The sequence below is a fragment of the Rhizobium sp. RHZ02 genome (genome assembly GCF_014851575.1).
Lineage (GTDB): Bacteria > Pseudomonadota > Alphaproteobacteria > Rhizobiales > Rhizobiaceae > Rhizobium > Rhizobium altiplani.
The window spans coordinates 14567-37798 of record NZ_JACUZX010000015.1; the positions used below are offsets into that span (position 1 = coordinate 14567).

25 protein-coding genes are annotated in these 23232 nt (G+C 61.1%); 14 read left to right on the top strand and 11 right to left on the bottom strand.

The window, feature by feature from the left end:
* Positions 1-60: 60 nt before the first annotated feature.
* The 3 genes from IB244_RS19975 to IB244_RS19985 all read right to left on the bottom strand — a co-directional run bounded on the left by IB244_RS19975 (position 61) and on the right by IB244_RS19985 (position 2032).
* Complete coding sequence (locus IB244_RS19975) at positions 61-1191, bottom strand: site-specific DNA-methyltransferase (protein WP_016553038.1); 1131 nt, start codon at positions 1189-1191, stop codon at positions 61-63.
* Positions 1192-1352: 161 nt separating this feature from the next.
* Entirely contained in the window at positions 1353-1706 is a 354-nt protein-coding gene (locus tag IB244_RS19980) for an antibiotic biosynthesis monooxygenase family protein (RefSeq protein ID WP_018116426.1), read from the bottom strand.
* Positions 1703-2032, bottom strand: a complete 330-nt coding sequence (locus tag IB244_RS19985) for an NIPSNAP family protein (protein WP_018859024.1) — start codon at positions 2030-2032, stop codon at positions 1703-1705. Before IB244_RS19985 ends, IB244_RS19980 begins: the two co-directional genes overlap by 4 nt.
* Positions 2033-2104: 72 nt before the next feature.
* On the opposite strand from IB244_RS19985, the gene IB244_RS19990 reads away from it, so the two are divergent.
* From IB244_RS19990 to IB244_RS20000, 3 genes are all read left to right on the top strand, one after another.
* Positions 2105-2791 (top strand): ArsR/SmtB family transcription factor, encoded by a 687-nt coding sequence (locus IB244_RS19990; protein WP_192305325.1) that lies wholly within the window; start codon positions 2105-2107, stop codon positions 2789-2791.
* 120 nt (positions 2792-2911) lie between these two features.
* Positions 2912-3601, top strand: coding sequence for an HAD family hydrolase (locus IB244_RS19995; protein ID WP_018859022.1), 690 nt, complete (start codon positions 2912-2914; stop codon positions 3599-3601).
* A gap of 190 nt (positions 3602-3791) precedes the next feature.
* Entirely contained in the window at positions 3792-4673 is an 882-nt protein-coding gene (locus IB244_RS20000) for an MBL fold metallo-hydrolase (RefSeq protein ID WP_169682678.1), read from the top strand.
* A 43-nt stretch (positions 4674-4716) separates the two neighbouring features.
* Here IB244_RS20000 and IB244_RS20005 read toward each other — a convergent pair whose 3' ends face one another.
* Entirely contained in the window at positions 4717-5637 is a 921-nt protein-coding gene (locus tag IB244_RS20005; protein WP_192305327.1) for a diacylglycerol/lipid kinase family protein, read from the bottom strand.
* A 49-nt stretch (positions 5638-5686) separates the two neighbouring features.
* The gene (locus tag IB244_RS20010) at positions 5687-6331 is read right to left on the bottom strand and encodes a hypothetical protein (RefSeq protein ID WP_025661113.1); all 645 of its coding nucleotides are present in this window, start codon (positions 6329-6331) and stop codon (positions 5687-5689) included.
* A gap of 237 nt (positions 6332-6568) precedes the next feature.
* Between IB244_RS20010 and thrC the strand changes: the two genes are divergently transcribed.
* Genes thrC through IB244_RS20030 form a run of 4 tightly spaced genes read left to right on the top strand, consistent with a single transcriptional unit; the run spans position 6569 to position 12838 of the window.
* Positions 6569-7960 (top strand): threonine synthase, encoded by a 1392-nt coding sequence (thrC, locus tag IB244_RS20015; RefSeq protein WP_409564075.1) that lies wholly within the window; start codon positions 6569-6571, stop codon positions 7958-7960.
* A 26-nt stretch (positions 7961-7986) separates the two neighbouring features.
* Positions 7987-9285, top strand: coding sequence for a M16 family metallopeptidase (locus tag IB244_RS20020; RefSeq protein ID WP_025661111.1), 1299 nt, complete (start codon positions 7987-7989; stop codon positions 9283-9285).
* A gap of 29 nt (positions 9286-9314) precedes the next feature.
* Positions 9315-9929, top strand: a complete 615-nt coding sequence (locus tag IB244_RS20025; RefSeq protein WP_062370482.1) for a GNAT family N-acetyltransferase — start codon at positions 9315-9317, stop codon at positions 9927-9929.
* Positions 9926-12838, top strand: a complete 2913-nt coding sequence (locus tag IB244_RS20030; protein WP_192305329.1) for a sensor domain-containing phosphodiesterase — start codon at positions 9926-9928, stop codon at positions 12836-12838. The genes IB244_RS20025 and IB244_RS20030 overlap by 4 nt, the downstream gene beginning before the upstream one ends.
* Positions 12839-12867: 29 nt before the next feature.
* Here the strand turns inward: IB244_RS20030 and IB244_RS20035 are convergent, their stop codons facing one another.
* The gene (locus IB244_RS20035) at positions 12868-13935 is read right to left on the bottom strand and encodes a putative zinc-binding metallopeptidase (RefSeq protein ID WP_169682683.1); all 1068 of its coding nucleotides are present in this window, start codon (positions 13933-13935) and stop codon (positions 12868-12870) included.
* 155 nt (positions 13936-14090) lie between these two features.
* Entirely contained in the window at positions 14091-14690 is a 600-nt protein-coding gene (locus IB244_RS20040) for a YqgE/AlgH family protein (RefSeq protein WP_018859013.1), read from the bottom strand.
* A 140-nt stretch (positions 14691-14830) separates the two neighbouring features.
* On the opposite strand from IB244_RS20040, the gene IB244_RS20045 reads away from it, so the two are divergent.
* From IB244_RS20045 to IB244_RS20065, 6 genes are all read left to right on the top strand, one after another.
* Complete coding sequence (locus IB244_RS20045; RefSeq protein WP_192305330.1) at positions 14831-15667, top strand: protein-disulfide reductase DsbD domain-containing protein; 837 nt, start codon at positions 14831-14833, stop codon at positions 15665-15667.
* Positions 15668-15729: 62 nt separating this feature from the next.
* A complete protein-coding gene (locus IB244_RS20050; protein WP_018859011.1) occupies positions 15730-16215 on the top strand; it encodes a peroxiredoxin in 486 nt (161 codons plus the stop codon).
* Positions 16216-16350: 135 nt separating this feature from the next.
* A complete protein-coding gene (locus IB244_RS32785; protein WP_272481253.1) occupies positions 16351-16479 on the top strand; it encodes a hypothetical protein in 129 nt (42 codons plus the stop codon).
* On the top strand, positions 16476-17216 hold the full coding sequence (locus IB244_RS20055) for a metal ABC transporter ATP-binding protein (protein WP_018859009.1): 741 nt from the start codon (positions 16476-16478) through the stop codon (positions 17214-17216). Before IB244_RS32785 ends, IB244_RS20055 begins: the two co-directional genes overlap by 4 nt.
* Positions 17213-18085 carry a metal ABC transporter permease gene (locus IB244_RS20060; protein WP_018859008.1) on the top strand — a complete coding sequence of 291 codons (873 nt, stop codon included), beginning with the start codon at positions 17213-17215 and terminating at the stop codon, positions 18083-18085. Before IB244_RS20055 ends, IB244_RS20060 begins: the two co-directional genes overlap by 4 nt.
* A gap of 16 nt (positions 18086-18101) precedes the next feature.
* Positions 18102-19001: a metal ABC transporter substrate-binding protein gene (locus tag IB244_RS20065; protein WP_113471795.1), complete on the top strand. Its 900-nt coding sequence runs from the start codon at positions 18102-18104 to the stop codon at positions 18999-19001.
* A gap of 37 nt (positions 19002-19038) precedes the next feature.
* Here IB244_RS20065 and IB244_RS20070 read toward each other — a convergent pair whose 3' ends face one another.
* Positions 19039-19347: a Dabb family protein gene (locus tag IB244_RS20070; protein WP_018859006.1), complete on the bottom strand. Its 309-nt coding sequence runs from the start codon at positions 19345-19347 to the stop codon at positions 19039-19041.
* A 258-nt stretch (positions 19348-19605) separates the two neighbouring features.
* Between IB244_RS20070 and fdhA the strand changes: the two genes are divergently transcribed.
* Positions 19606-20796: a formaldehyde dehydrogenase, glutathione-independent gene (gene fdhA / locus IB244_RS20075; protein ID WP_018859005.1), complete on the top strand. Its 1191-nt coding sequence runs from the start codon at positions 19606-19608 to the stop codon at positions 20794-20796.
* Positions 20797-20862: 66 nt separating this feature from the next.
* Here fdhA and IB244_RS20080 read toward each other — a convergent pair whose 3' ends face one another.
* The 3 genes from IB244_RS20080 to IB244_RS20090 form a co-directional block, all read right to left on the bottom strand.
* Positions 20863-21666, bottom strand: a complete 804-nt coding sequence (locus IB244_RS20080) for an endonuclease/exonuclease/phosphatase family protein (protein ID WP_169682685.1) — start codon at positions 21664-21666, stop codon at positions 20863-20865.
* A gap of 91 nt (positions 21667-21757) precedes the next feature.
* Positions 21758-22198, bottom strand: a complete 441-nt coding sequence (gene rnhA / locus IB244_RS20085; RefSeq protein ID WP_018859003.1) for a ribonuclease HI — start codon at positions 22196-22198, stop codon at positions 21758-21760.
* The gene (locus IB244_RS20090; protein ID WP_018859002.1) at positions 22195-23160 is read right to left on the bottom strand and encodes a homoserine kinase; all 966 of its coding nucleotides are present in this window, start codon (positions 23158-23160) and stop codon (positions 22195-22197) included. The genes rnhA and IB244_RS20090 overlap by 4 nt, the downstream gene beginning before the upstream one ends.
* Positions 23161-23232: the final 72 nt, after the last annotated feature.

A 23232-nucleotide genomic window follows, 5' to 3' on the forward strand; every position in this document is an offset into this window, starting at 1 on the left:
TCCGTAACTGGAGGTACAAAACACCGGAAGAAGGGAGTCTCGATCAGGTCGAGGCGCGCGTCATTCCGCCTTTGCCAGATCACTGCGGATCACGGACCGCAATTCGTCGATCGGGCGCAGGGACTGCCCGTCGTCGAAGTGCCAGAATGTCCATCCGTTGCATGCATCAAGGCCCTGAACCTTTGCCCCAAGGCGATGAATGGAGCCGGCCTCGCCACCGGAGGCGACCGTGCCGTCAGCACGAACGATCGCACTGTAGCGACGGCGCGCATCAGTCAGCACCTGGCCGGGCTTGATCAGGCCGCTTTCGACCAGCACGTTGAACGCCACGCGGACTTCCTGCTTTTTGCCGGTCATGACAGTGAGTTCAGCCTTGCCCAGCGGCTCCACCGCTTCGATGCGGGCGGAGGCCGCGTCGATGTAGTCCTGCTCGCGCTCGATGCCGACGAAGTGGCGGCCGAGGCGCTTGGCGACGGCGCCCGTCGTGCCGGAGCCGAAGAACGGGTCAAGGATGATGTCACCGGGCTTCGAGGAAGCCATGATGACGCGAGCAAGCAGCGCTTCCGGCTTCTGCGTCGGGTGCACCTTCTTGCCGTCGTCGCCCTTCAGGCGCTCGTTGCCGCTGCAGATCGGAAACAGCCAGTCGGAACGCATCTGCACGTCGTCGTTGGCAGCCTTCATGGCGTCGTAGTTGAAGGTGTAACCCTTGGCCTTGGCGTTCGGGCTCGCCCAGATCATCGTCTCGTGCGCGTTCTGGAAACGACGGCCCTTGAAGTTCGGCATCGGGTTGGTCTTGCGCCAAACGATGTCGTTCAGGATCCAGAAGTTCAGATCCTGCAGCGTGGCGCCGACGCGGAAGATATTGTGATAGGAGCCGATCACCCAGATCGTGCCCGTCGGCTTCAGGACACGGCGGCACGCGAGCAGCCAGGCGCGGGTGAAGGCGTCATAGGCTTCGAACGACGCGAACTGATCCCACTCGTCATCGACGGCATCGACCAGCGATTGATCGGGACGATGCAGCGTGCCGCCAAGCTGCAGATTGTACGGCGGATCGGCGAAAATTACGTCTACGGAGTGGTTCGGCAGGGCTTCAAGGGCAGCAACGCAATCGCCCTTGATGATCGTGTCGATCCAGGAGTCCGGCTTTGCGGAGGCCTTGAGATCGGCAAGCGGAAATACTGACGCCATCTGGAAACTCGCTCATACACATTACGCTTTTTACTGTCTGTTATGGTTACTCAGTTTGGTTACCAAAGCCTGAAGGCATGAGCGATTTCGGGAAAATAAGTCGCAGGCGCTTTGGCGCCGAAGGAGTTGGGCAGCGGCCCCTGCCCTTACGGCTGCTCTCGTTAGGCCGCCACGTCGTGCACCTTGCGGCTATCCGCCGGCGCTTCGCCGCGGTCATTCATGCCGTAGTCGCGGACGATGTGGCCGATGCGCAGCCGATAGTCCGCGAAGACGCCGTTGCGGCCGGCGTGCTGGGCGGCGCGGTGCGCCTCCAGGTTTCTCCACGTCTTCACAGCCTCCTCGTCACGCCAGAAGGAAAGCGAAAGCAGCTTGCCACGATTGGTGAGGCTTTCGAAGCGCTCGATCGAGATGAAGCCGTCGATCTTTTCCAGTTCACCGCGAAGCTCGCCGGCGAGATCGAGATAGGTGTGGCGTTCGCCCATGAAGGGCAGGACTTCGAAGATAACAGCGATCATGGCATCACCAGCTTTGCATGAGGAAGGGAAGTGTTTTTGAGGAAGATACGATCTTCCTTGAGAATGAAACGTTCGCGTTTGGCGAACTCGTAGTTTTCCTTGCCGAGCGTATCGGCGGCAAGACGGGCGCGATAGGCCTCGTAGGCGACGAGGCTTTCGATATTGTACACGCCGTAAGCCGTCGTGGCCGAACCCTCATGCGGTGCGAAATAGCCGATCAGGTCTGCACCGTTGCGCGGGATCGCCTGGCCCCAGTTGCGGGCATACTCGGCAAAGGCTTCCTTCTTGAACGGATCGATCTCGTAGCGGATGAAGCAAGTAATCATCGTGGTCTCCTTGTTGTCTGGAGATAGTTTTCGCACATTGTCCGACGACGATGCTTCGGTTATGATCGAAGTATGAAGGAAGGACCTGATATAGCTCAGATCGGCGCACTGATCGGCGACCCCGCCCGCGCCAACATGCTGACTGCATTGATGGGCGGCAAGGCGCTGACGGCGACCGAGCTTGCAGCGGCGGGCGGTGTTACCGTGCAGACGGCGAGCACGCACCTTGCCAAGCTGGAAGCGGGCAATCTGCTCGTGCAGCGCAAACAGGGCCGCCATCGCTATTTCACGCTGGCGGATGACAGCGTCGGCAAGTTCCTGGAGAGCATCATGGGCTTTGCGGCAGGGCGCGGCCATCTGCGCCATAAGCCAGGGCCAAAGGAACCGGCATTGCGCAAGGCCCGCATCTGCTACGATCACCTCGCCGGCGACTACGGCGTTCGCATGCTCGACAGCCTGATTGCCAAGGGAGCGATCGATGCCATGGGCGACGGTCTTGCCCTGACGGAGAGCGGCAAAACCGAGCTCAAAACTATCGGAATCGACGTCCACGCCCTGAAATCGTCGCGTCGGCCGCTCTGCCGCTCCTGTCTGGATTGGAGTGAACGGCGGGCGCACCTCGCCGGCAGCCTCGGCAAGGCCCTGCTTTCGAATTTCCTCGAGAAGGGCTGGGCCCGCCGCACGGCGGAAAGCCGCTCCGTGGTCTTTTCCCCGGAAGGCGAACGGCAGTTTCTTGCACTGTTTCCAGCCACCAAATAGCCGCGAACACCCGTAAAATCGAAGCCGCCCGCGACACGCAATCCAGCCATGCCCCGCTGTCGGTTGAGCTTCTGCGAGGCATCGTGTAAACGGGCATCATCCCAAACAAGGCGTGAGTAAATGGAAGGCTTCGACCTCATTATCTTCGACTGCGACGGCGTTCTGGTCGATTCGGAAATCATCGCTGCGGATGTCGAATCCAAGCTTCTCACCGAAGCAGGCTATCCGATCAGCATCGAGGAAATGGGCGAACGCTTCGCCGGCATGACGTGGCAGAATATTCTCTTCCAGGTCGAGCGCGAGGCCAGCATCCCGATATCAGCCTCGCTGCTCGACAAGTCCGAGAAGCTCCTCGATATGCGCCTGGAGCAAGACGTGCAGGCGATAGCGGGCGTCGAAGCCGCTCTTTCGCGTCTGAATCTGAAGCGCTGCATCTGCTCCAACTCCAGCACCGCGCGCCTCGACATGATGCTTGGCAAAGTTGGCCTGAAGCGCCTCTTCGCGCCCCACATCTTCTCGGCAAAGGATCTCGGGGCCGATCGCGTGAAGCCGAAGCCGGATATCTTCCTGCACGGCGCCAAGCAGATGGGCGTTTCGACCGAGCGTGTTGTTGTGGTTGAAGACTCCGTTCACGGCATCCACGCCGCACGCGCAGCAGGCATGCGAGTCATCGGCTTTACCGGTGCCTCGCACACCTATCCGTCACATGCCGACAAGCTGACCGATGCCGGCGCTGAAACCGTCATCTCCCGCATGAACGATCTGCCCGGCGTCGTCGCCGCGCTCGCCGAGTGGGAAGGCGCAGTGTAACTCCGGTTACTCTCGAGCAGCAGCCGCCGGAACAGTCCCCATTTGAAGTTCAGCTACAAGATCGGTCGCAGAGTCGAAACTCTGCGACCGATCTTGCTATGGGGACCGGGGTCCCCGCATAGCATCGCGACAGAACGAACTCATTCAGCTATCAAAGTAACTGTCTGTGTCTGAATGCTGGTTGTCTCGCATGACTATTTCCGTGGAACTGTGCACCCATCCCGAACTCGACGATCGGATTTCCATCCTCAGGGCGGGCGAAGAGGTTGACGCCGTCTTCGTCCGCACAGAGAGATTCAACGTCCTCGTCGACACTCTCGGAACGCCTGAGTTATGCCGGATGGCATTGGAGTTGCTTGACGACGACATGCGCGCTCGTCCTCTCATCGTTGTCAATTCCCACATGGACTGGGATCACTTCTGGGGCAACGCCGCGATTGCCGGCAAGGCCCCGATCATTGCCCACACGGCTGCGCGTGCACGTCTGAGCGACACTTCCTGCTGTCAAGTTCTGGACGAGAAGATGCGTGAGGAGCCGCGGTTCCGAAACGTCGAACTCATCGCGCCCGATATCACCTTTTCAGATTCGATGGCCCTTCATGGCGGCGACCTCACTCTGGAGCTCATCCACACACCGGGGCACACGCCTGACCATGTTGCCATCTGGATTCCGGAGATCCGTGTCTGCCTGGCTGTCGACGCCGTCGAGACGCCCATTCCGGAGGTCTGGAGTAAAAGCTCCGACGACCTTCGGCTGATCTGTTCATCGCTCGAACGGATCCGCGACTTGCACCCCAAGTTCGTCATCCCCGCACATGGACGGACGATCTCGCCGTCCACTGTTGACGACAACCTGTCTTATTTCCGAGCACTGGCGGCCCGGGTCGAAAACCTAAGCGCGACTGAACTCGCAGACCCGGAATTGGGAAAATTGGTGAGCCTTCGACTTCAGGATTTCGTGGCCATCCCGGCCGACATGTCGCCGGAAGCGGTGGCATTCTACGAGACGTTTCACGAAACCAATCTCGGGGCGATGATTCAAGCACGCCTGGAAGGGTTGAACGTCGCATGAGAGCCACGGCCTTGCCGATCGTCCCTTTGTTATCCTGCAATTGCTAGATTTTCAGGCTTAGCGCACCGACCATAATCTCGAAGCGCGCCGGAAGCTGCCCAGGGGCTTCGCCGTCGCTGTCGATCGGCACCGGCTCCCTGCCGATCGGCCAAGCCTCGACGAGCCTTGCGCGATGGATGCTGACGAGCGGGCTTTTCAGATGACCGCCGCTGTAGATGCTGTTCATCAGCGTCAGGACCTTCAGCCTGCCGGCGCCGCGGATGATGATTACGTCGAACAGGCCATCGGCAACATCGGCCTCCGGAGCGACCTTCATGCCGCCGCCGAACCATGCGCCGTTGGCAACGGCAACCGCGGTGATCGGCCCTTCATAGATATCCTCGCCGTCCAGCCTGAGACGGATGTCGCGTGGCGTGTAACGCAGGATTTGAAGCAGGCTGTGGAAGAAGAAGACCATCGGTCCCGGCAGACGCCTGCCCTTGGGCGCCTCGTTGACGGCCTGCACGATGTGACCGGAAACGCCGAAGCTCGCGATGTTGGCGAAGTGGCGGCTGACGGTGTCCCCATCCTCGTCGTCGCAGGTGAGCAATCCGGCATCGATCTGCCGTACCGTTGGAGAGGTCAGGCGGTTGGCGATCGTAGCAGGATCGCGTGACACCGGAAAATTGCGGGCGAAGTCGCATCCGGTGCCGGTTGCAATAAAGGAGAAGGCCGTGCCCGGCCGATGCGACTTCAAAATGCCGCCGGCCACTTCGCCGATCGTCCCGTCGCCACCGACGGCGATCACCAGATCGGCGCCGTCATCCGCCAGTTCGCGCCCGAACCGTTCGGCATCGCCGTGCCCCTTGGTTTCACGCAGGCTGAGATTGGTAAATCTCGCCTCTATGGCGCGCCGCAGCGCCGACCAGAACAGCTTCTTTCCGCGTCGACCCGACGCCGGATTCAATACGATGCCGATTTTCAAGCGATCTGCTCTCCCCGCGCCGATCAGCTTAGCGATACGGAAACGTTCCTCAGGCCTTCTTCTTTTTCGTCGAAACCGGCCCCTGGTCGAAACCGATGTTCACGCGCACCATTGAGCCGGAACCGACCGGAAGCTTGATACCGTCCTTGCGGAACAGCGCCTGGGTGGCTCCGGAGCCGACCTCGACCGGGAAATTCGTTACTTCGGAATAAAGCGCATCCTCGCCGTCAAAGACCGTGATGCGAACCGGGAGCGTGACCTTACCGGGCGAACCGTTCGGGCCGGCGAGAACCCGAAGCTGGGCGACAACAGTCATCGTCAGGTTTGCATCGTTCAGGCTGCACTGGCGCGTATAGTCACCGATCGATGCCTGGAAGGCGAGTTTGTCCGCATCGCCGGTCTTGGCGCCGCCGGCATAGGTGCGGAAGATCGCGTCCTTGTCCTTCATGAAGATCTGCGGGCATGCTCCCTGGACGACAGGGGCAGTGTTGCCCGACGCGGTCTTGGCGGTGCCGATCGATGCGTTATTGGACGAGGGATTGGCCGGCGCCATCGGCATGATCTGCGCATTGCCATTCGGCTGGGCCGGTGCTGTTGCGCTGTCTCCCCCGCCCACACCGAGCGAGTTGCAGCCGGCAAGAATTGCCGCAAAAGAAGCCGAAACGATGAGACGCGAGACCTTGCCAAGCACGATTATTCCACCCTCTTCACAAAGTTTTTTGGCAGGCCCAATCACTTGATGGCAGGCCTTTCGTGACAGTTTGCGATGGTCTATATCAGCGGCGCAAACAAAAATCGATTGGGTAAGAACCGTTTTGATGCACATTTCGGGATCGCGGGCCACCGCCGGCAGGGCAAGCGAGATGCGGCGACAGGCAGACTTCCCCTCCAACCCGGATTTCCTCCGGCCGGCACATCAAGGATGACGACAGTGGATTATATCTCGACCCGCGGCGAAGCCCCTCCCCTCGGTTTTTGTGATGCTTTGCTGGCCGGCCTGGCGCGCGACGGCGGTCTCTACGTGCCGCGTAAGTGGCCGCATTTCACGAAAAAGGAAATCCGCGCGCTTCGGGGCAAGAGCTACCAGGAGGTCGCCTTTACGATCCTTTCGCCTTTCACCAACGGCGAGATTCCCGACGAGACGTTCCGCTCCATGATCGACGAGGCTTATGGTACCTTCCGTCACCCTGCGATCGCCCCGCTCGTCCAGACCGGCCCGAACAGCTTCGTCATGGAGCTGTTCCACGGCACGACGCTGGCGTTCAAGGATGTCGCGATGCAGCTGCTTGCCCGGCTGATGGACCATGCCCTGGAGAAGCGTGGCGAGCGCGCGACCATTGTCGGCGCCACTTCCGGCGACACTGGCGGCGCGGCGATCGACGCATTTGCCGGTCGCGAACGCACCGACATATTCATCCTCTTCCCGAACGGCAAGGTCTCGCCGGTGCAGCAGCGCCAGATGACGACCTCCACGGCCTCCAACGTTCACGCGCTTGCCGTCGAAGGCAATTTCGACGACTGCCAGAACCTCGTCAAAGCAATGTTCAACGATGCACCTTTCCGCGACCGCGTTAAACTCTCCGGCGTCAACTCGATCAACTGGGCCCGCATCATGGCCCAGATCGTCTACTACTTCACGACGTCGATCGCGCTTGGCGGACCGGACCGTAAGATTTCGTTTACCGTGCCGACGGGCAATTTCGGCGACATCTTTGCCGGTTACTGCGCCAAGCGCATGGGCCTGCCGATCGGCAAGCTGGTGGTCGCCACCAACGAGAATGATATCCTCGACCGCACGCTCAAGACCGGCCGCTACGAGATGAAAACCGTGAAAGCGACGACTTCGCCGTCGATGGACATCCAGATCTCCTCGAACTTCGAGCGGCTGCTGTTCGAGGCCTATGATCGCGACGCATCGAAGGTTCGTGCGGCGATGAACAGCCTCAAGCAGTCCAACGGCTTCGAGATTGCAAAGGACGCCCTCGCCTTCATCAAAAAGGACTTCCGCGCCGGGCGCGCCAGCGAAAAGCAGGTCGCCCTGACGATCAAGAAAACCCATGCCGACACCGGCTATCTTCTCGATCCGCATTCGGCAATCGGCGTCTTCGTTGCAGGTAAACACGAGAAGCCGAACGCGCCGATGGTGACGCTCGCCACCGCACACCCGGCAAAATTCCCCGCCGCCGTAAAATCGGCCTCCGGTATTGACCCCGCGCTTCCGACGTGGCTTGCTGATCTGATGCACAAGGAGGAGCGCTTTCAGATTGTGAAGCCTGAGCTCAAAGCCATTGAGACCTTCATCGGCGAGCATACTCGGGCCTAAGTAACGCAGGCGCAGAAAGATAGCCAATGACAGTTGAGTGCACCCGGCTCAAATCCGGGCTGACAGTAGTCACACAGACCATGCCGCATCTGGAAAGCGTTGCGCTGGGAGTTTGGATCAAATCAGGATCGCGCAACGAGACGACAGACGAGCATGGCATCGCTCACCTGCTCGAGCACATGGCCTTCAAGGGCACGGCACGCCGCAGCGCGCGCGAAATCGCTGAAGAAATCGAGGATGTCGGCGGCGAGGTCAATGCCGCAACATCCACCGAAACGACCTCCTACTATGCCCGCGTGCTTAAGGATCATGTCCCGCTCGCGGTCGACATTCTGGCCGATATCCTTACGGAGTCCGCCTTCGAGGAGGAAGAACTCGAGCGTGAGAAACAGGTCATCCTGCAGGAAATCAACGCGGCAAACGACACGCCTGACGACGTCGTTTTCGACAAGTTTTCCGAGACCGCCTATCGCGACCAGACCCTCGGCCGGGCGATCCTCGGCACGCCGCAGACCGTGGTGTCGTTCACGCCGCAGCAGATCCGCGGCTATCTCAGCCGCAATTACACGACCGACCGGATGTTCGTCGTTGCGACCGGCGCCGTCCGGCACGACGAGTTCGCTCGCATGGTCGAGGAGCGCTTCGCGAGCCTTCCCACCTCGCCATCGGCGACGCCCGTCATGGAGCCTGCAAAATACATCGGCGGCAATATCCGCGAGACGCGCGACCTGATGGATGCGCAGATCCTGCTCGGCTTCGAAGGCAAGGCCTATCACGCCCGCGACTTCTACTGTTCGCAGATCCTCGCCAACATCCTCGGCGGCGGCATGTCATCCCGGCTGTTCCAGGAGGTGCGCGAGATCCGCGGCCTCTGCTATTCCATCTACGCCTTCCACTGGGGTTTCTCCGATACCGGGATCTTCGGCATCCATGCCGCCACCGGTGGCGAGAACCTGCCGGAGCTGGTGCCTGTTATCATTAACGAACTGCACAAGTCGGCGGCGACGATCGAACAGAAGGAAATCGAACGCGCCCGCGCCCAGATCCGCGCCCAGCTGCTGATGGGCCAGGAAAGCCCCGCCGCCCGCGCCGGCCAGATCGCAAGGCAGATGATGCTCTACGGCCGCCCCATCTCCAACCAGGAGATGATGGAACGCCTCGAAGGGATCACGGTCGAGCGCCTTACGGACCTTGCGGGACGCCTGTTCTTCGATACCGTGCCGACGCTCTCGGCCATTGGACCGCTCGAACATCTGGCCCCGATGGAGGATATTACCGCGTCTCTTTCCTCGCCCGATCACCAGGGCAAGCAAGCCCTCGTCTGATCCCAGATCCATCCTGCCGGGAGTGATCGATGCCAAAATCGGTTTTTCGGTTTCTGTCGCGGCAGCCGGATTCGGTCGAGCTCGAGAACGAGCACTATGTGCTGCGCCTGCCGCGCTACCAGGATTTCAACCAGTGGCACAAGCTGCGGGCGGCGAGCCGGCAGTTCTTGGAACCGTGGGAGCCGACATGGCGCCGCGACGAGCTGACGGAGGGCTCCTATCGCGCCCGTGTCATCCGCGGCAAGCAGGAGTACGCTTCCGGCCAGGCCATTCCGCTCCTTCTGTTTCACAAACAGGGCATGACGCTGCTCGGCGGCATCACGATCGGCTACATCAGGCGCGGGGCGGCACAAAGCTGCATGATCGGCTACTGGATGGGCGAGGCTTATGCCGGTCAGGGTCATATGTTCGCCGCACTTCAATTGGTTATACCCTACATCTTCGCAGGGCTTGAGTTGCACCGTATCGAAGCAGCCTGTATTCCAGACAATGCTCGGAGCATCCGCCTGCTTGAAAAAGCCGGGTTTCAGCGGGAAGGCTATCTGCGCGGATACTTGAAAATCAACGGTCATTGGCACGACCATGTAATGTTCTCATTGCTCGCCACCGACACGGATAAAGGCAGGATAACCGACAGCCGATGACCAACAACCGCATGCTGCTCTCATCACCGGCCAGGCGATCGATCGCGGTGATCGCAGCTCTCTTGCTGTCAGCCATCCTGCTAGTGGCTGGCCACGTTCAGGCCGCCGAACCGGTCAAGATTTCCCGCGACGACACGGCACTCGACCTGACTGCCACGACGGAGATCTACGCCAACCAGGGCGAAGCCTTTCAGGTCTCGACCGCTGCCGGTGCCGACGGTATCCGTCGCCGTATTGAGGTACGTGCCAGCTCCGACAACCACCAGGGCGACTGGGCCGTCTTCGCGCTTGCCAACGTCTCCGACGAGCAGCTTGAGCGCGTGATCGTGGCCCCCCACTTCCGCCTCGTGAATTCCAAGCTTTTCTGGCCGGACCTCGGTTCGCAGCGCGTTATCGCCATTACGCCGAGCGAAGGCTTTGCGCTCGACCGGCAGCCGAGCGACGAGGCGGACGTGTTTCGCATCACGCTCAACCCCGGCGCCGTCATCACCTTCGTTGCTGAGCTGACGACGCCGGAGCTGCCGCAGATCTACCTCTGGGAACCCGACGCCTACAAGGACACGATCAACGCGTTCACGCTCTATCGCGGCATCGTGCTCGGCATTGCGGGCCTGCTGGCGGTGTTCCTGACTATCCTTTTCGTCGTCAAGGGCACGTCGATGCTGCCGGCAACGGCGGCACTCGCCTGGGCCGTCCTCGGCTACATTTGCGTCGACTTCGGCTTTCTCGGTAAACTGATCAGCATTGCGTCGACCGACCAGCGAATATGGCGCGCCTGTGCGGAAGTCGCCCTTGCCTCCAGCTTCGTCATCTTTCTGTTCACCTATCTCAACCTCAACCGGTGGCACACGCACCTCGGCTACGTGACGCTCGCCTGGGTGCTCGGCCTGGCGTTGCTTTTCGGCGTCGCGATCTACGACCCGGCAATTGCCGCAGGCATCGCGCGCCTCTCCTTCGCGCTGACCGCGACGATGGGCCTTCTGCTGATCGTCTACCTCGGGCTCAACCGCTATGACCGCGCGATCCTGCTGGTCCCGGCCTGGGCCTTGATCCTTGTCTGGATCTTCGGTGCATGGCTGACGATTACCGGCCGGCTCGATAACGACATCATCCAGCCCGCACTCGGCGGCGGCCTTGTTCTCATCGTCCTGCTGATCGGCTTTACCGTGATGCAGCACGCCTTTGCTGGCGGCGCGTTCCAGCAAGGGCTGTTTTCCGATCTCGAGCGTCAATCGCTGGCTCTAACGGGCTCGGGTGATACGGTTTGGGACTGGGATGTGGCGCGCGATCGTATCGTCACGATACCCGATGTCTCCGTCAAGCTCGGCCTCCCGCCCGGCGCTATGCATGGCGCCGCGCGCAATTGGCTGCCGCGGCTGCATCCCGACGATCGCGACCGCTTCCGCGCGACGCTTGATGTGCTCCTTGAACATCGCCGCGGGCGACTAAACCACGAGTTCCGCATCCGCGCGGAAGACGGTCATTTCCACTGGCTTCTCATCCGCGCGCGGCCTGTGCTTGGCTCGAACGGTGAGATCATCCGCTGCGTCGGCACCATCATCGACGTCACCGAACAGAAGAACTCCGTCGAGCGGCTGCTCCACGACGCACTGCACGACAACCTAACCGGCTTGCCGAACCGCCAGCTGTTCCTCGATCGCCTGCAGGCCGTGCTGGCATTGGCGCCCGGTGGCGAGACGCTGCGCCCGACGGTGATGGTGATCGATATCGACCGCTATAAGCTGGTGAACGATACGCTCGGGATCGCCGCCGGCGACAATATCCTGATCGCGCTCACGCGCCGCCTGCGCCGCCTCCTCAAGCCGCAGGATACGCTCGCGCGCCTCTCCGGCGATCAGTTCGGTCTCATCCTGACGTCCGAACGCGATCCGACGAAGGTGGCCGATTTTGCCGATGCGATCAGCAAGGCGATCATGGTGCCGATCAACTTCTCCAATCGCGAGATCATCCTGACGGCGTCGATCGGGCTGGCCTCCTTCGTCGATCAGCAGGAAAGTGCTGCGGGCATGCTCAGCGACGCGGAGCTCGCGATGTACCGGGCAAAGCGCGCCGGCGGCAATCGCGTCGAGCCGTTCCAGCCCGCCTTCCGCGATTTCGGCGCCGACCGGCTGCAGCTCGAATCCGACCTGCGCCGCGCCATCGAGCGCAAGGAACTGTCGATGGTCTACCAGCCGATCGCAGGGCTTGAAGACGTGGAGATCGCCGGCTTCGAAGCTTTGATGCGATGGGACCATCCGAAACGCGGCAGCATTCCGCCTTCGGAGTTCATACCGATCGCGGAGGCATCCGACATTATCGACATGCTCGGCCGCTTTGCGCTGGAGCAGGCGACGAACGACCTGATGGGCTGGGAGAACCAGACGGGCGAACTGCCGATCTTCGTCTCGATCAACCTCTCCAGTGCGCAGCTGCTTAACAACGAGCTTTTCGACGACGTCCGCTCGGTGCTGGCGAAGACCCATTGCGATCCGTCACGCCTGAAACTCGAGCTGACGGAATCCATGGTCATGGAGAACCCGGAACAGGCGCGCCTCGTTCTCGAGAAGCTGCGCGAAATGGGCCTTGGCCTTGCTCTGGATGATTTCGGATCCGGCTATTCGTCGCTTGCCTATCTGACGCGCTTCCCGTTCGACACGATCAAGCTCGACAAGACGATGGTGTGCGACACTAGCGACAAGAAGGCGACCGTGATTCGCTCCGTGATCGCCATGGCGCGCGAACTGGATATGAAGGTCGTTGCCGAGGGGATCGAGTCCAACGAGGATGCGATGGAACTCGCCAAGATGGGCTGCACCTTCGGGCAAAGCTATCTGTTCGGACCGCCGATGGCATCGGAGTCCGTCTTGCGGCTGCTGAAGGAGCGGTTCCCGCTGACGAAGCGCGCCTAGCCGACCCGCGACCCAAGCTATGCCGCTCCCTATTGCGGCGCAGCGGCTCCCGCTATCAGCTGATGCATGTATTCAAGCTTGGTGACCACCGGCGCTGAGAGCACGAACGGATAGGAATCGGGCTGTCCCATGCTGCGCTGTATCGAGTTGATCGCAACGCTGAGCGGCACCCACTCGTCGACAAGCTGATCGGCACTTGCTGCCCTGTAGGGGTCGAAATCCACCTCGGCCGCCATCTCTTCGTGACCGCGGGGATCAATTGCAACGCCGAAGGCGCGAGCGGTCTCCAAGGTATCGACAATGTGAAGGTAATGAGCAAAACACTCAGCGAAGTCCTCCCAGGGATGAACGCTGGCATAAGCACTGACGAAACTCTCTTGCCAGCCGGGCGGAGCGCCATTCGCGTAGTGCCGTGCAAGGGCATCGCTGTAGTCTTTGCGCTCATCGCCGAACACCGCTCGGAATCCATCGAAGGCGTTCCTATCGCGCACGAGGCGGTTCCAGATGAAATGACCCGTCTCGTGGCGGAAATGACCGAGCAGCGTCCGGTAAGGTTCGTTCATCGAGGTGCGAGCCTGTTCGCGCGTGACGTCGTCGGCCTCGGCGGCCCGAATTGCGATAAGGCCCTCCTCGTGTCCCGTCATCGCTGGCACGACGCTGCCGTCTTCCTTGACGGTGTCTTCGAGGAAGTCGAAAACCAGGCCGCCTACGGGATCCTGCGTGCGGTCCGGGTGCGGCAGCCGCCAACGCAAGAGGGAGTAGAAGAGGTGCCGCTGTGCCTGGCTGATGCGGCGCCACCGATCGACGCCATCCTGCGTCGCTGAATTCGGCACAAGCCTGTTATGCCGGCAGGCGACGCAGTAATCCCCCGCGTCTCCGTCCTCCACCAGCCAGTTGCAGACGTCGAGGCCGGCATTGGCACAGAAGCGCATCAGATCCGGCTGAGCCACGTATTGCCAGACATCGCCGTCCTGCTGCTGAACTGCATGCATGCGCAGACTATTCGACACGAAGCCAAGGCGATGACCGCACCGAACACACTGGCGATTGTCGAAATGAACAACCTGGTCGCAGTTGTCACATACAAAGAGCCTCAACGCGCGCCTCCCTCGGGATAGGGATCAAAAACCCATCGTGCAACATGGACGGCGGGCAATTTCCGGTCGTGGTTTCCATCAACCTGCTTCTCCTGACTGGGCCTTATTGCCCGCGCCAGCAGAGAACGCGCTTTTTTTGCAGATCGTTCCGCCGATCAGGCGTGGCCGGCTTCGGCTGAAAGCATGGCGGCATTGATACCCATTGCTGCCAGTGCTCGCTCGTACTTGTCGTCGAGGCTGCGATCGAAGATCAGCTCCTCATTCGCCGCGCATGTGAGCCAGCCATTGTTGCCGACTTCGGCTTCCAGCTGTCCCGCACCCCAGCCGGCATAGCCGAGCAGCATGGTCGCCCGCTTCGGTCCCTTGCCATTGGAAATGGCGCGGATGATGTCGAGCGTTGCCGTCATGCAGATATCGTCACTGACGGGAATGCTGGATTCGCAGAGATAGTCATCGGAGTGCAGCACGAAGCCGCGGCCGCTTTCCACGGGCCCACCCGTCTGGATCGGGCAATCATGCTGAGGAAGGAGGATAGCTTCTTCGTCCTTGATCATTTCGAGATGCAGGAGAACGTCAGTAAAGGTCAGCTCTTGCGGGCGGTTGATCACGAACCCCATCGCGCCGGCATCCGAATGGGCGCAGATGTAGATCACCGTGCGGGCGAAATTGCGATCCTCCATGCCCGGCATGGCAATGAGAAACTGGCCATCGAAGAAGCCGCGTTCTCTTTTGTTTTTCACGGTCGCCAAGGACATCACTCCTCCTTCTGCCAGACCGCGCTAGGCCCCGACACCATGAGCATGAGCCAATGTCACGGATCAATCAACTGAAAATGAAAACTTAAATGTACGCGAGTTCTAGCCGAGCATAGGGATTTTCAATACATCATTGATCCATGCAGACTATTTCACTCACCATCCGCCAATGCGGTTCCGCCCTGTGCCTGTTCGTCGCCGTGCTGCAGTTTTCTCAGCCCGCCAGGGCGGAGATGAGCGCCTGGGCCGACAACGAGGGCGGTCGGATGCGCCTGATCGCGCTTCCGCCCGATGCAAACGGAAATATTCGCGCCGGATTGCAGATCGAGCCGAAGCCAGGCTGGATCACCTATTGGCGCGAACCGGGCAACAGCGGCATCCCGCCTCAAGTCACTCTCTCCTCCGAAGGCGTGTCGCTCGACAAGATGAGCTACCCCGTCCCAAAGCACATTGTCGCCGACAAGATCGATGAGGTTGCCTACGACGCGCCTGTCACCTTCCCGCTGCAACTGACGGCGAAAGACCCTGCTCTTCATGAGCTCAAGGCAAACGCCTTTATCGGCATCTGCAAGGAAATCTGCATCCCCTTCCAGGCAGAGCTATCGCTGACCTTTAGACCATTGGCCCAGTCGCGGCCGGCCGAAGAGGCTATTCTCAGGGATGCCGAGGCAGCCTTGCCACAAGCCGCCTCCTCCGCATTCAAAGTCGACGACCACGCGCTGTCGGCCGACATGAAGCAACTTTCCCTCAGCATTACCCTGCCGGAGAGTGGCGAGAGCGCGCCTGAGGTGATCGTCACAGGCCCGAGCGGGCGCGTCTTTACCAAACAGACGGCAACCCATCGCGACGGTCGCAACTTCACGACGACGCTGTCCGTGGACAAGCTTCCCAAGGCATATGACCTCAGCGGAAAGACATGGAGTGCTCTTGTCATCGACGGCTCGCGCGCCATCGAGACACCGCTTGCCTTTGAGTGATCGCGTTCTATAGTCGCGCCAAAATCGCGGCATTAGTGCCGCCATATGACAAGGAGACGTCCATGACCATCGCAATCGGCGACAAGCTTCCTGCGGCCACTTTCAAGGAAAAGACGTCGGATGGCCCGGTCGAAATTTCGACGGAGCAGCTTTTCAACGGCAAGCGCGTTGTTCTCTTTGCGGTCCCCGGTGCGTTCACGCCCACCTGCTCGCTGAACCACCTGCCGGGTTATCTCGAGAACCGCGACACCATCCTTTCCAAAGGCGTCGATGACATCGCCGTCGTCGCCGTCAACGATTGGCACGTGATGGGTGCCTGGGCCCAGTCTTCCGGCGGCATGGGCAAGATCCACTTCCTCGCCGACTGGGACGCGGGCTTTACCAAGGCGCTTGGCCTCGACACCGATCTCTCGGCAGGCGGTCTCGGCGTTCGCTCGAAGCGTTACTCGATGCTCGTCGAAGACGGCGTCGTGAAATCACTGAACGTCGAAGAAAGCCCAGGTCAGGCTACGGTTTCCGGCGCCGCCAGGATGCTGGAACAGCTGTAAGGCTTCGAGCCTCACCCAAACTGAAAGCGGCCCATGCGGCCGCTTTTGTGTTTCGTCGTCAAAGTTCACAGCACGCCACTTTTTTGCCTCATTTGTTATAACATAACTGTAATGTTATTACATTTTGGTGTTGCTATGACTTTTTGGGAGCTTCGACATTCTTCAGGCCTGATGGCGCTCTCTGCCGGCCGTCGCGTCTTCTATGTTGCCTTGATCGGCATCCCGCTCTGGGCGGCAATCCATTGGGCGACGCTGCTGCCATGAGCGCCATTGCGATCGAGCTTGAAGATCTGACGGTCGCCTATCAGCGGCATCCAGCCGTGCATCATGTGACCGGAACCATCGCGGCCGGAAGCCTGACGGCGATCGCCGGCCCAAACGGAGCCGGCAAATCGAGCCTGCTGAAGGCGATTATCGGAGAACTCCGTCCCTCCTCCGGCATGATAAGGCACCGGCTGAAGAGCACGGATTTCGGCTATCTGCCACAGGCAGCCAACATCAACCGCCGCTTTCCTATCTCGGTACTCGACACGGTTCTGCTGGGAGCCTGGCGACAGTCTGGGGCCTTAGGGCACATTGCATCAGCGGAGTGGCAGAAAGCGCACGACGCACTGGAGGCAGTTGGGCTGGGAGGCTTCGAACGGCGCGGCATCGGATCGCTGTCGGCTGGCCAGTTTCAGCGCGTGCTCTTTGCAAGGCTGCTGCTGCAGGATGCGAATGTCATCCTTCTCGACGAGCCGTTCACGGCTATCGATGGCCGCACCACGCGGGATCTTCTGGATATCGTTGCCAACTGGCATGGCGAAGGCCGAACGGTGCTTGCTGTCCTTCACGATTTCGCGCAGGTCCGCGCCCACTTTCCGCAGACACTCCTGCTTGCGCGCGACGTCATCGGCTGGGGCGCAACGGCGGATGTCATGTCCGAGGCGAACCTTCGCAAAGCGCGGGCGATGGCCGAGCGATGGGACGAGAGCGCCGGCATTTGCGAGCCCGCCAGATGACCGCCTACGATCTCCTCCTCGCGCCCTTCGCGGATTATGGCTTCATGCGCCGCGCGCTCGTCGCCTGCCTGTGCCTGGGGCTTGGCTCCGGGCCGATCGGTGTGTTCCTGATGCTGCGGCGAATGAGCCTCGTCGGCGATGCCATGAGCCATGCCGTTCTCCCCGGCGCCGCCATCGGCTATCTTATTGCCGGTTCGCTCTCGCTTACGGCAATGGGATTGGGCGGGCTCGTTGCCGGGCTTTCAGTTGCACTTTTGTCGGGCATGGTCAGCCGCGCGACCTCCTTACAGGAGGATGCGAGCTTCGCCAGCTTCTACCTCTCCTCGCTGGCGCTCGGCGTGCTCATCGTTTCGCTGCGCGGTTCGAATATCGACCTGTTGCACGTTCTCTTCGGCACCATCCTCGCGATCGATGCATCCGCCCTTTACGAGATCGGCGCGATCAGCACGGCGACGCTGGCAACGCTTGCGATCATCTACCGGCCGCTGGTCGCGGAATGCTTCGATCCCGGCTTTCTCCGAGCCATCGGCGGACGCGGACCGATCTATCACTTTATCTTCCTGCTGCTGGTCGTACTCAATCTGGTCGCGAGCTTCCTGGCCCTGGGAACGTTGATGGCGGTCGGCCTTATGATGCTGCCGGCCGCTATCGCGCAGCTCTGGTCGCCTAGCCTCCCGTCGATGATGGCAATCGCGGCGGCGAGTGCCACAGCCTCCGGCTATCTCGGGCTCATCGCCTCCTACCATCTCGAACTCGCCTCCGGACCGACGATCATCATGACGGCGGCGCTGCTTTACGCCATTTCGATCTTCCTTGCCCCGTCGGGCCTTGCCCGGCGGTATCTTCCTCGCCCGCATCTGAAGGGCTGACAACCGGAGACCCCCAATGATTTCCCGCAGACTGCTTTTCTCAATGATGCTTCCCGCACTCGTCGCGCTTTCGACGACGTCGGCTTCTGCCGCAACCCTCAAGGTGGTCGCATCGTTCACCGTGCTTGCCGACGTCGTCCGCCAGATCGGCGGCGACCGCGTCACGGTCACAAGCCTCGTCGGCCCGAACGGCGACCCCCATGAGTTTGAACCATCACCAAGCGACGCGAAGAACCTCAACGCTGCACAGGTTGCCTTCGTCAGCGGTGAGGGTCTGGAGGGTTGGATGGACCGCCTGATCAGCGCCTCGGGCTACAAGGGCAAACCGGTCGTCGTCTCGGAAGGGATCAAGTTCCGCACCATGGAAGAGGATGGGCAGACGGTCACCGACCCGCATGTCTGGAACAGCCCGGTCAACGTCAAGGTCTGGGTCGCCAACATCGAAGGGGCGCTTGCGAAGGCCGCGCCGGCCGATGCTGCGGCGTTCAAGACCAACGCCGAAGTCTATTTGAAGAAGCTTGATGCGCTCGATGCCTACGCGCACTCGGAGCTTGCCAAAATCCCTGAGGACCATCGCAAGGTCCTGACCAGCCACGACGCCTTCGGTTATTTCGGCCGTGAATATGGCGTGCAGTTCCTCGCTCCGGTCGGCGTCTCGACAGAGAGCGAAGCCTCCGCCGCCGATGTCGCCAAGCTGATCGAGCAGATCAAGGCCGAGCACGTGAAGACGTACTTCATCGAGAATTCCAACGATCCGCGCCTCGTCAGGCAGATCGCGAAGGCGACGGGGGCAGAGCCCGGCGGCGAGCTTTACGTCGAGTCTCTTTCCGACACCAAGGGGCCGGCTCCGACCTACGAGAAGATGTTGCGTTACAACGTCGACCAGCTCGTGGCGGCGATGGCGAAAGCTAGCTGACGGCGACGGCTGGGTCGCGCCAAGGCGCGGCCCGGCCTCAATAGTTGAGATCGAAGACGATCAGGCCGCCCAAGCCGCCGTCGGTCGAGGACACGATGCGCTCGCCGACGCCGACGTGCTCGGGATGCACGAGGTAGACGTCGCGCGCTTCCGCGCTTTCAAAGGTGACGGCAAAACCATCGACGTAGCCCGCATGTAGCCCCTCGGGCGAGACATTCGGGCCATACTTGATGTCGATGATGCCGGGGATCACCTGCTTCAATGCGACGATCGCGTCAAACAAGGACTGCTTCTCTTCCCCTGTCATGGCAGCCTTAAGCCGCATCAGCACGCAGTGCAGGATCATGTGGTGACCTCCCGGATCCGTTTTCAGGCGAGCATAAGGAGAAACGTCGCGGGGGCAAGTGACAAGGATGTGCCGTTTTGCAGAGATCCCCATCTGAATGGCCACGGCAAGACCGGCGTGCGAGACGTGACCAATTCGACGCCCTAAACCGTCGTAAACGGAACGGCGCGTCTTACATTCTCGTCTAATCTGTCGGTATCCAGTGCGCGGGGAAGAGGAGCCCCGCACGAGGCAGCATTTTCAACGGAGGAGATGGAAATGAGCAAGAACCGAGGCGTCGTCTACATGCGGCCCGGCAAGGTCGAAATCCACGACATCGACGATCCGAAACTTGAGGCACCCGATGGCCGCAAGATCGAGCACGGTGTCATCCTGAAAGTGATCTCCACCAACATCTGCGGATCGGACCAGCATATGGTTCGCGGCCGCACTACCGCGATGCCAGGCCTTGTTCTTGGCCACGAAATCACGGGCGAGGTGATCGAGAAGGGTGTCGATGTCGAGATGCTGCAGATCGGTGATCTCGTCTCCGTTCCGTTCAACGTCGCCTGCGGCCGCTGCCGCTGCTGCAAATCGCAGGACACGGGCGTCTGCCTGACGGTCAACCCGTCGCGCGCCGGCGGCGCCTACGGCTACGTCGACATGGGCGGCTGGATCGGCGGGCAGGCCCGCTACGTGACCATTCCGTATGCCGATTTCAATCTCTTGAAATTCCCGAACCGCGACCGCGCGATGGAAAAGATCCGCGATCTGACCATGCTCTCCGACATCCTGCCGACCGGTTTCCACGGTGCGGTGCGCGCCGGTGTCGGCGTCGGATCCACCGTCTATGTCGCCGGCGCCGGTCCGGTCGGGCTTGCGGCGGCTGCATCCGCCCGCATCCTCGGGGCTGCCGTCGTGATGATCGGCGACTTCAACAAGGATCGCCTTGCCCATGCCGCCAAGGTCGGCTTCGAGCCGATCGACCTGTCGAAGAGCGACCGGCTCGGCGACATGATCGCGCAGGTGACCGGCACTAACGAAGTGGACAGCGCCATCGACGCCGTCGGCTTCGAGGCACGCGGGCATTCGGGCGGCGAGCAACCGGCGATCGTTCTGAACCAGATGATGGAAATCACCCGCGCGGCCGGCTCGATCGGCATTCCCGGCCTCTACGTGACCGAAGATCCGGGCGCCGTCGACAACGCCGCCAAGCACGGCAACCTGTCGCTCCGCTTCGGCCTCGGCTGGGCAAAGGCGCAGTCCTTCCATACGGGCCAGACGCCGGTGCTGAAGTATAACCGCCAGCTCATGCAGGCGATCCTGCATGACCGGTTGCCGATCGCCGATATCGTCAACGCCAAGGTCATCCCGCTTGAAGATGCGGTACAGGGCTACGAAAGCTTCGACCATGGTGCTGCGATGAAGTTCGTGCTCGACCCGCACGGCGAAGTCGCCAAGGCGGCGTAATCAACAAGCCTCCCGAGGCTCGGCGCAGCGGGTGCATTCCGCATCCGTTGCGCCACCCCAAAATTCCTACGCGATATCCAGCAAGAGAGCCCGATGGTCGGACACCTCGGGCTGTTCAACGACGTCGAACCCCACGACGTCAACATTTGCCGTGACCAACATGTAGTCGGCGTAGCGGCCTTCCTTGGTGTAGTGCGAGGTTCGAGTATCCTTATGGCCGCGCGAGGTCACGAGGTCGGTGAGACCGAGTTCGGCAAGCGCGTCGAACATGAGGCTGTCAGGAAGCACATTGAAGTCGCCGCAGACGACGAGCGGCTCGCCCTCGCGCCATATGCGGCGGATGAGAGCGACCAAGACATCCGCCTGGCCGCGACGCGCTGGCGTGTCGCCCTTGCCGGCAAGGTCGCGTAGGCCATGCAGTTGGGCGATGGTAATCGGACGATTGGCGCGATAATCGAACAGGCGAAGGCACTGCGCGTTGCGCGCGCGGGGGTGTGCGCCATAGCCATCGCTCGAGAAGTCGCCGTGTACGAAGTCCATCGCCTGGCCAATGACCGGATGCGATTGGCGCACGAAGGTTGCAAGCCCGAATTCCGACACGACAGAGGTCTCGCCTTCGAAAAGTTCGCCCCTTGCGGTCGGCGCGTAGAGGGCATCATGGGCGGGAAGGATCGCCTTGATCTCGGCAAACAGATTGGCGCGTTGCGGCAGGATATGACTGCGGTCGCGGTAGACCAGCCAGTCACTGGAAACGGTTACCGAGCGCGTGATTTCCTGCAGGCAGAGAACATCGGCGTCGATCTCGGCGAGGTAGGGAATGAGCGGCGGATGCAGCTTTCCGCCCCATGCATTCAGCGAGACAATCCGCATCACATCCCTCCCCGATCTACGCCGAACGTTTCCTTGCAGATTCAGGGAAACGCGCGATGTCCTTGTTTCCGCACCATTCCGAGCACCAAGTCTAGCGCTTCTTGAACGGCTCCATGCCCTTGCGGGCGAGCTCGTCGGCGCGCTCGTTTTCCGGATGGCCGGCGTGGCCCTTGACCCAGTGCCACTTGACCTTGTGGCGCTGGTTGGCGGCGTCTAGCGCCTGCCAAAGTTCGCCGTTCTTTACCGGCTTCTTGTCGGCGGTCTTCCAGCCGTTTTTCTTCCAGCCGAAGATCCACTTGGAGATGCCGTCCATTACGTATTTGCTGTCGGTGTGGAGGTCGACCTCACACGCGCTCTTCAGCGCCGTCAGCGCCGAGATGGCGGCCAGCAGCTCCATGCGGTTGTTGGTCGTCTCCGCCTCACCGCCCGACAGTTCCTTTTCGACTTCGCCGTAGCGCAGCACCGCGCCCCAGCCGCCGGGGCCGGGATTTCCGGAGCAGGCGCCGTCGGTGTAGATATCGACGTGCTTCATGCCGAGAGTCCGTATTCCGCGGCGTTGGCGATCTGCCGGTGGAAGCGCAACTTGCGCAGATATTCGAGCGGGTCCTTCTTGGTGACCAGCGCCCCCTCCGGCGTCGTCAGCCAGTCGTAGAGGCGCGTCAGGAAGAAGCGCAATGCCGAACCGCGCGAAAGGATCGGTAGTGCTGCCAGTTCGGCATCGCTGAGCGGTCGGACGCTCTGGTAGCCTTCCAGCATCGCCATGCCCTTGGTGATGTTGTAGGCGCCATCCTTCTCGAAGCACCAGGCGTTCAGGATAATCGAGACGTCGTAGGCCAAGAGGTCGTTGCAGGCGAAATAGAAATCGATCAGGCCCGATAGCTCGTCGCCGAGGAAGAAGACGTTGTCGGGGAAAAGATCCGCATGGATGACACCGTCAGGCAGGTCCTTCGGCCAGTGGGCCGCGAGAAAATCGAGCTCCGTGCGGATCTCGTTCTGCAGCCCCTTCTCCACCTCGTCGGCGCGAGCCTCGGACTTCTCCCAGAGTACCTTCCAGCCATCGACCGACAGCGCATTGGGCCGCTTCAACTCGAAGCCGTCGCCAGCGACGTGCATCATTGCCAGCGCCTTGCCGACCTCGCGGCAATGCTTGGCTTCCGGCTTGCGCAGCCACATGCCTTCCAGGAACGAGATCAGCGCCGCCGGGCGATCGGACAGCGTACCAAGCAAGGCCCCGTCCTTTCGCGGCAACGGCAGCGGGCAGGACAGACCGCGAGCGGCCAGATGCTGCATCAGCCCCAGAAAGAACGGCAGATCGTTCTTCTCGACGCGCTTCTCGTAAAGGGTGAGGATCAACGGATCCTTGGTGGTGTGCAGCAGGAAGTTCGAGTTCTCGACGCCTTCCGCGATCCCCTTGTAGGAGAGCAGCGTTCCGGTGTCGTACTCCGTCAGGAACCACTTCAAATCGTCTTCGGAAATATCGGTATAGACTGCCAATTTACGTCCCACGAAAGCTTGATCAATCGAACGCCAGCGCCCCGCAGAGCGTTGGCAGCCACCGCAATCGTC

Coding starts and splice junctions, on each gene's coding strand:
- IB244_RS20070 (WP_018859006.1), bottom strand. CDS start 19,347: ATGATCCTGCACTGCGTGCTGATGCGGCTTAAGGCTGCCATGACAGGG.
- IB244_RS19985 (WP_018859024.1), bottom strand. CDS start 2,032: ATGATTACTTGCTTCATCCGCTACGAGATCGATCCGTTCAAGAAGGAA.
- IB244_RS20065 (WP_113471795.1), top strand. CDS start 18,102: ATGATTTCCCGCAGACTGCTTTTCTCAATGATGCTTCCCGCACTCGTC.
- IB244_RS20025 (WP_062370482.1), top strand. CDS start 9,315: ATGCCAAAATCGGTTTTTCGGTTTCTGTCGCGGCAGCCGGATTCGGTC.
- IB244_RS20080 (WP_169682685.1), bottom strand. CDS start 21,666: ATGCGGATTGTCTCGCTGAATGCATGGGGCGGAAAGCTGCATCCGCCG.
- rnhA (WP_018859003.1), bottom strand. CDS start 22,198: ATGAAGCACGTCGATATCTACACCGACGGCGCCTGCTCCGGAAATCCC.
- IB244_RS20000 (WP_169682678.1), top strand. CDS start 3,792: ATGACTATTTCCGTGGAACTGTGCACCCATCCCGAACTCGACGATCGG.
- IB244_RS20030 (WP_192305329.1), top strand. CDS start 9,926: ATGACCAACAACCGCATGCTGCTCTCATCACCGGCCAGGCGATCGATC.
- IB244_RS19980 (WP_018116426.1), bottom strand. CDS start 1,706: ATGATCGCTGTTATCTTCGAAGTCCTGCCCTTCATGGGCGAACGCCAC.
- IB244_RS20050 (WP_018859011.1), top strand. CDS start 15,730: ATGACCATCGCAATCGGCGACAAGCTTCCTGCGGCCACTTTCAAGGAA.
- IB244_RS19975 (WP_016553038.1), bottom strand. CDS start 1,191: ATGGCGTCAGTATTTCCGCTTGCCGATCTCAAGGCCTCCGCAAAGCCG.
- IB244_RS20040 (WP_018859013.1), bottom strand. CDS start 14,690: ATGTCCTTGGCGACCGTGAAAAACAAAAGAGAACGCGGCTTCTTCGAT.
- fdhA (WP_018859005.1), top strand. CDS start 19,606: ATGAGCAAGAACCGAGGCGTCGTCTACATGCGGCCCGGCAAGGTCGAA.
- IB244_RS20020 (WP_025661111.1), top strand. CDS start 7,987: ATGACAGTTGAGTGCACCCGGCTCAAATCCGGGCTGACAGTAGTCACA.
- IB244_RS20060 (WP_018859008.1), top strand. CDS start 17,213: ATGACCGCCTACGATCTCCTCCTCGCGCCCTTCGCGGATTATGGCTTC.
- IB244_RS19990 (WP_192305325.1), top strand. CDS start 2,105: ATGAAGGAAGGACCTGATATAGCTCAGATCGGCGCACTGATCGGCGAC.
- IB244_RS32785 (WP_272481253.1), top strand. CDS start 16,351: ATGACTTTTTGGGAGCTTCGACATTCTTCAGGCCTGATGGCGCTCTCT.
- IB244_RS20055 (WP_018859009.1), top strand. CDS start 16,476: ATGAGCGCCATTGCGATCGAGCTTGAAGATCTGACGGTCGCCTATCAG.
- IB244_RS19995 (WP_018859022.1), top strand. CDS start 2,912: ATGGAAGGCTTCGACCTCATTATCTTCGACTGCGACGGCGTTCTGGTC.
- IB244_RS20045 (WP_192305330.1), top strand. CDS start 14,831: ATGCAGACTATTTCACTCACCATCCGCCAATGCGGTTCCGCCCTGTGC.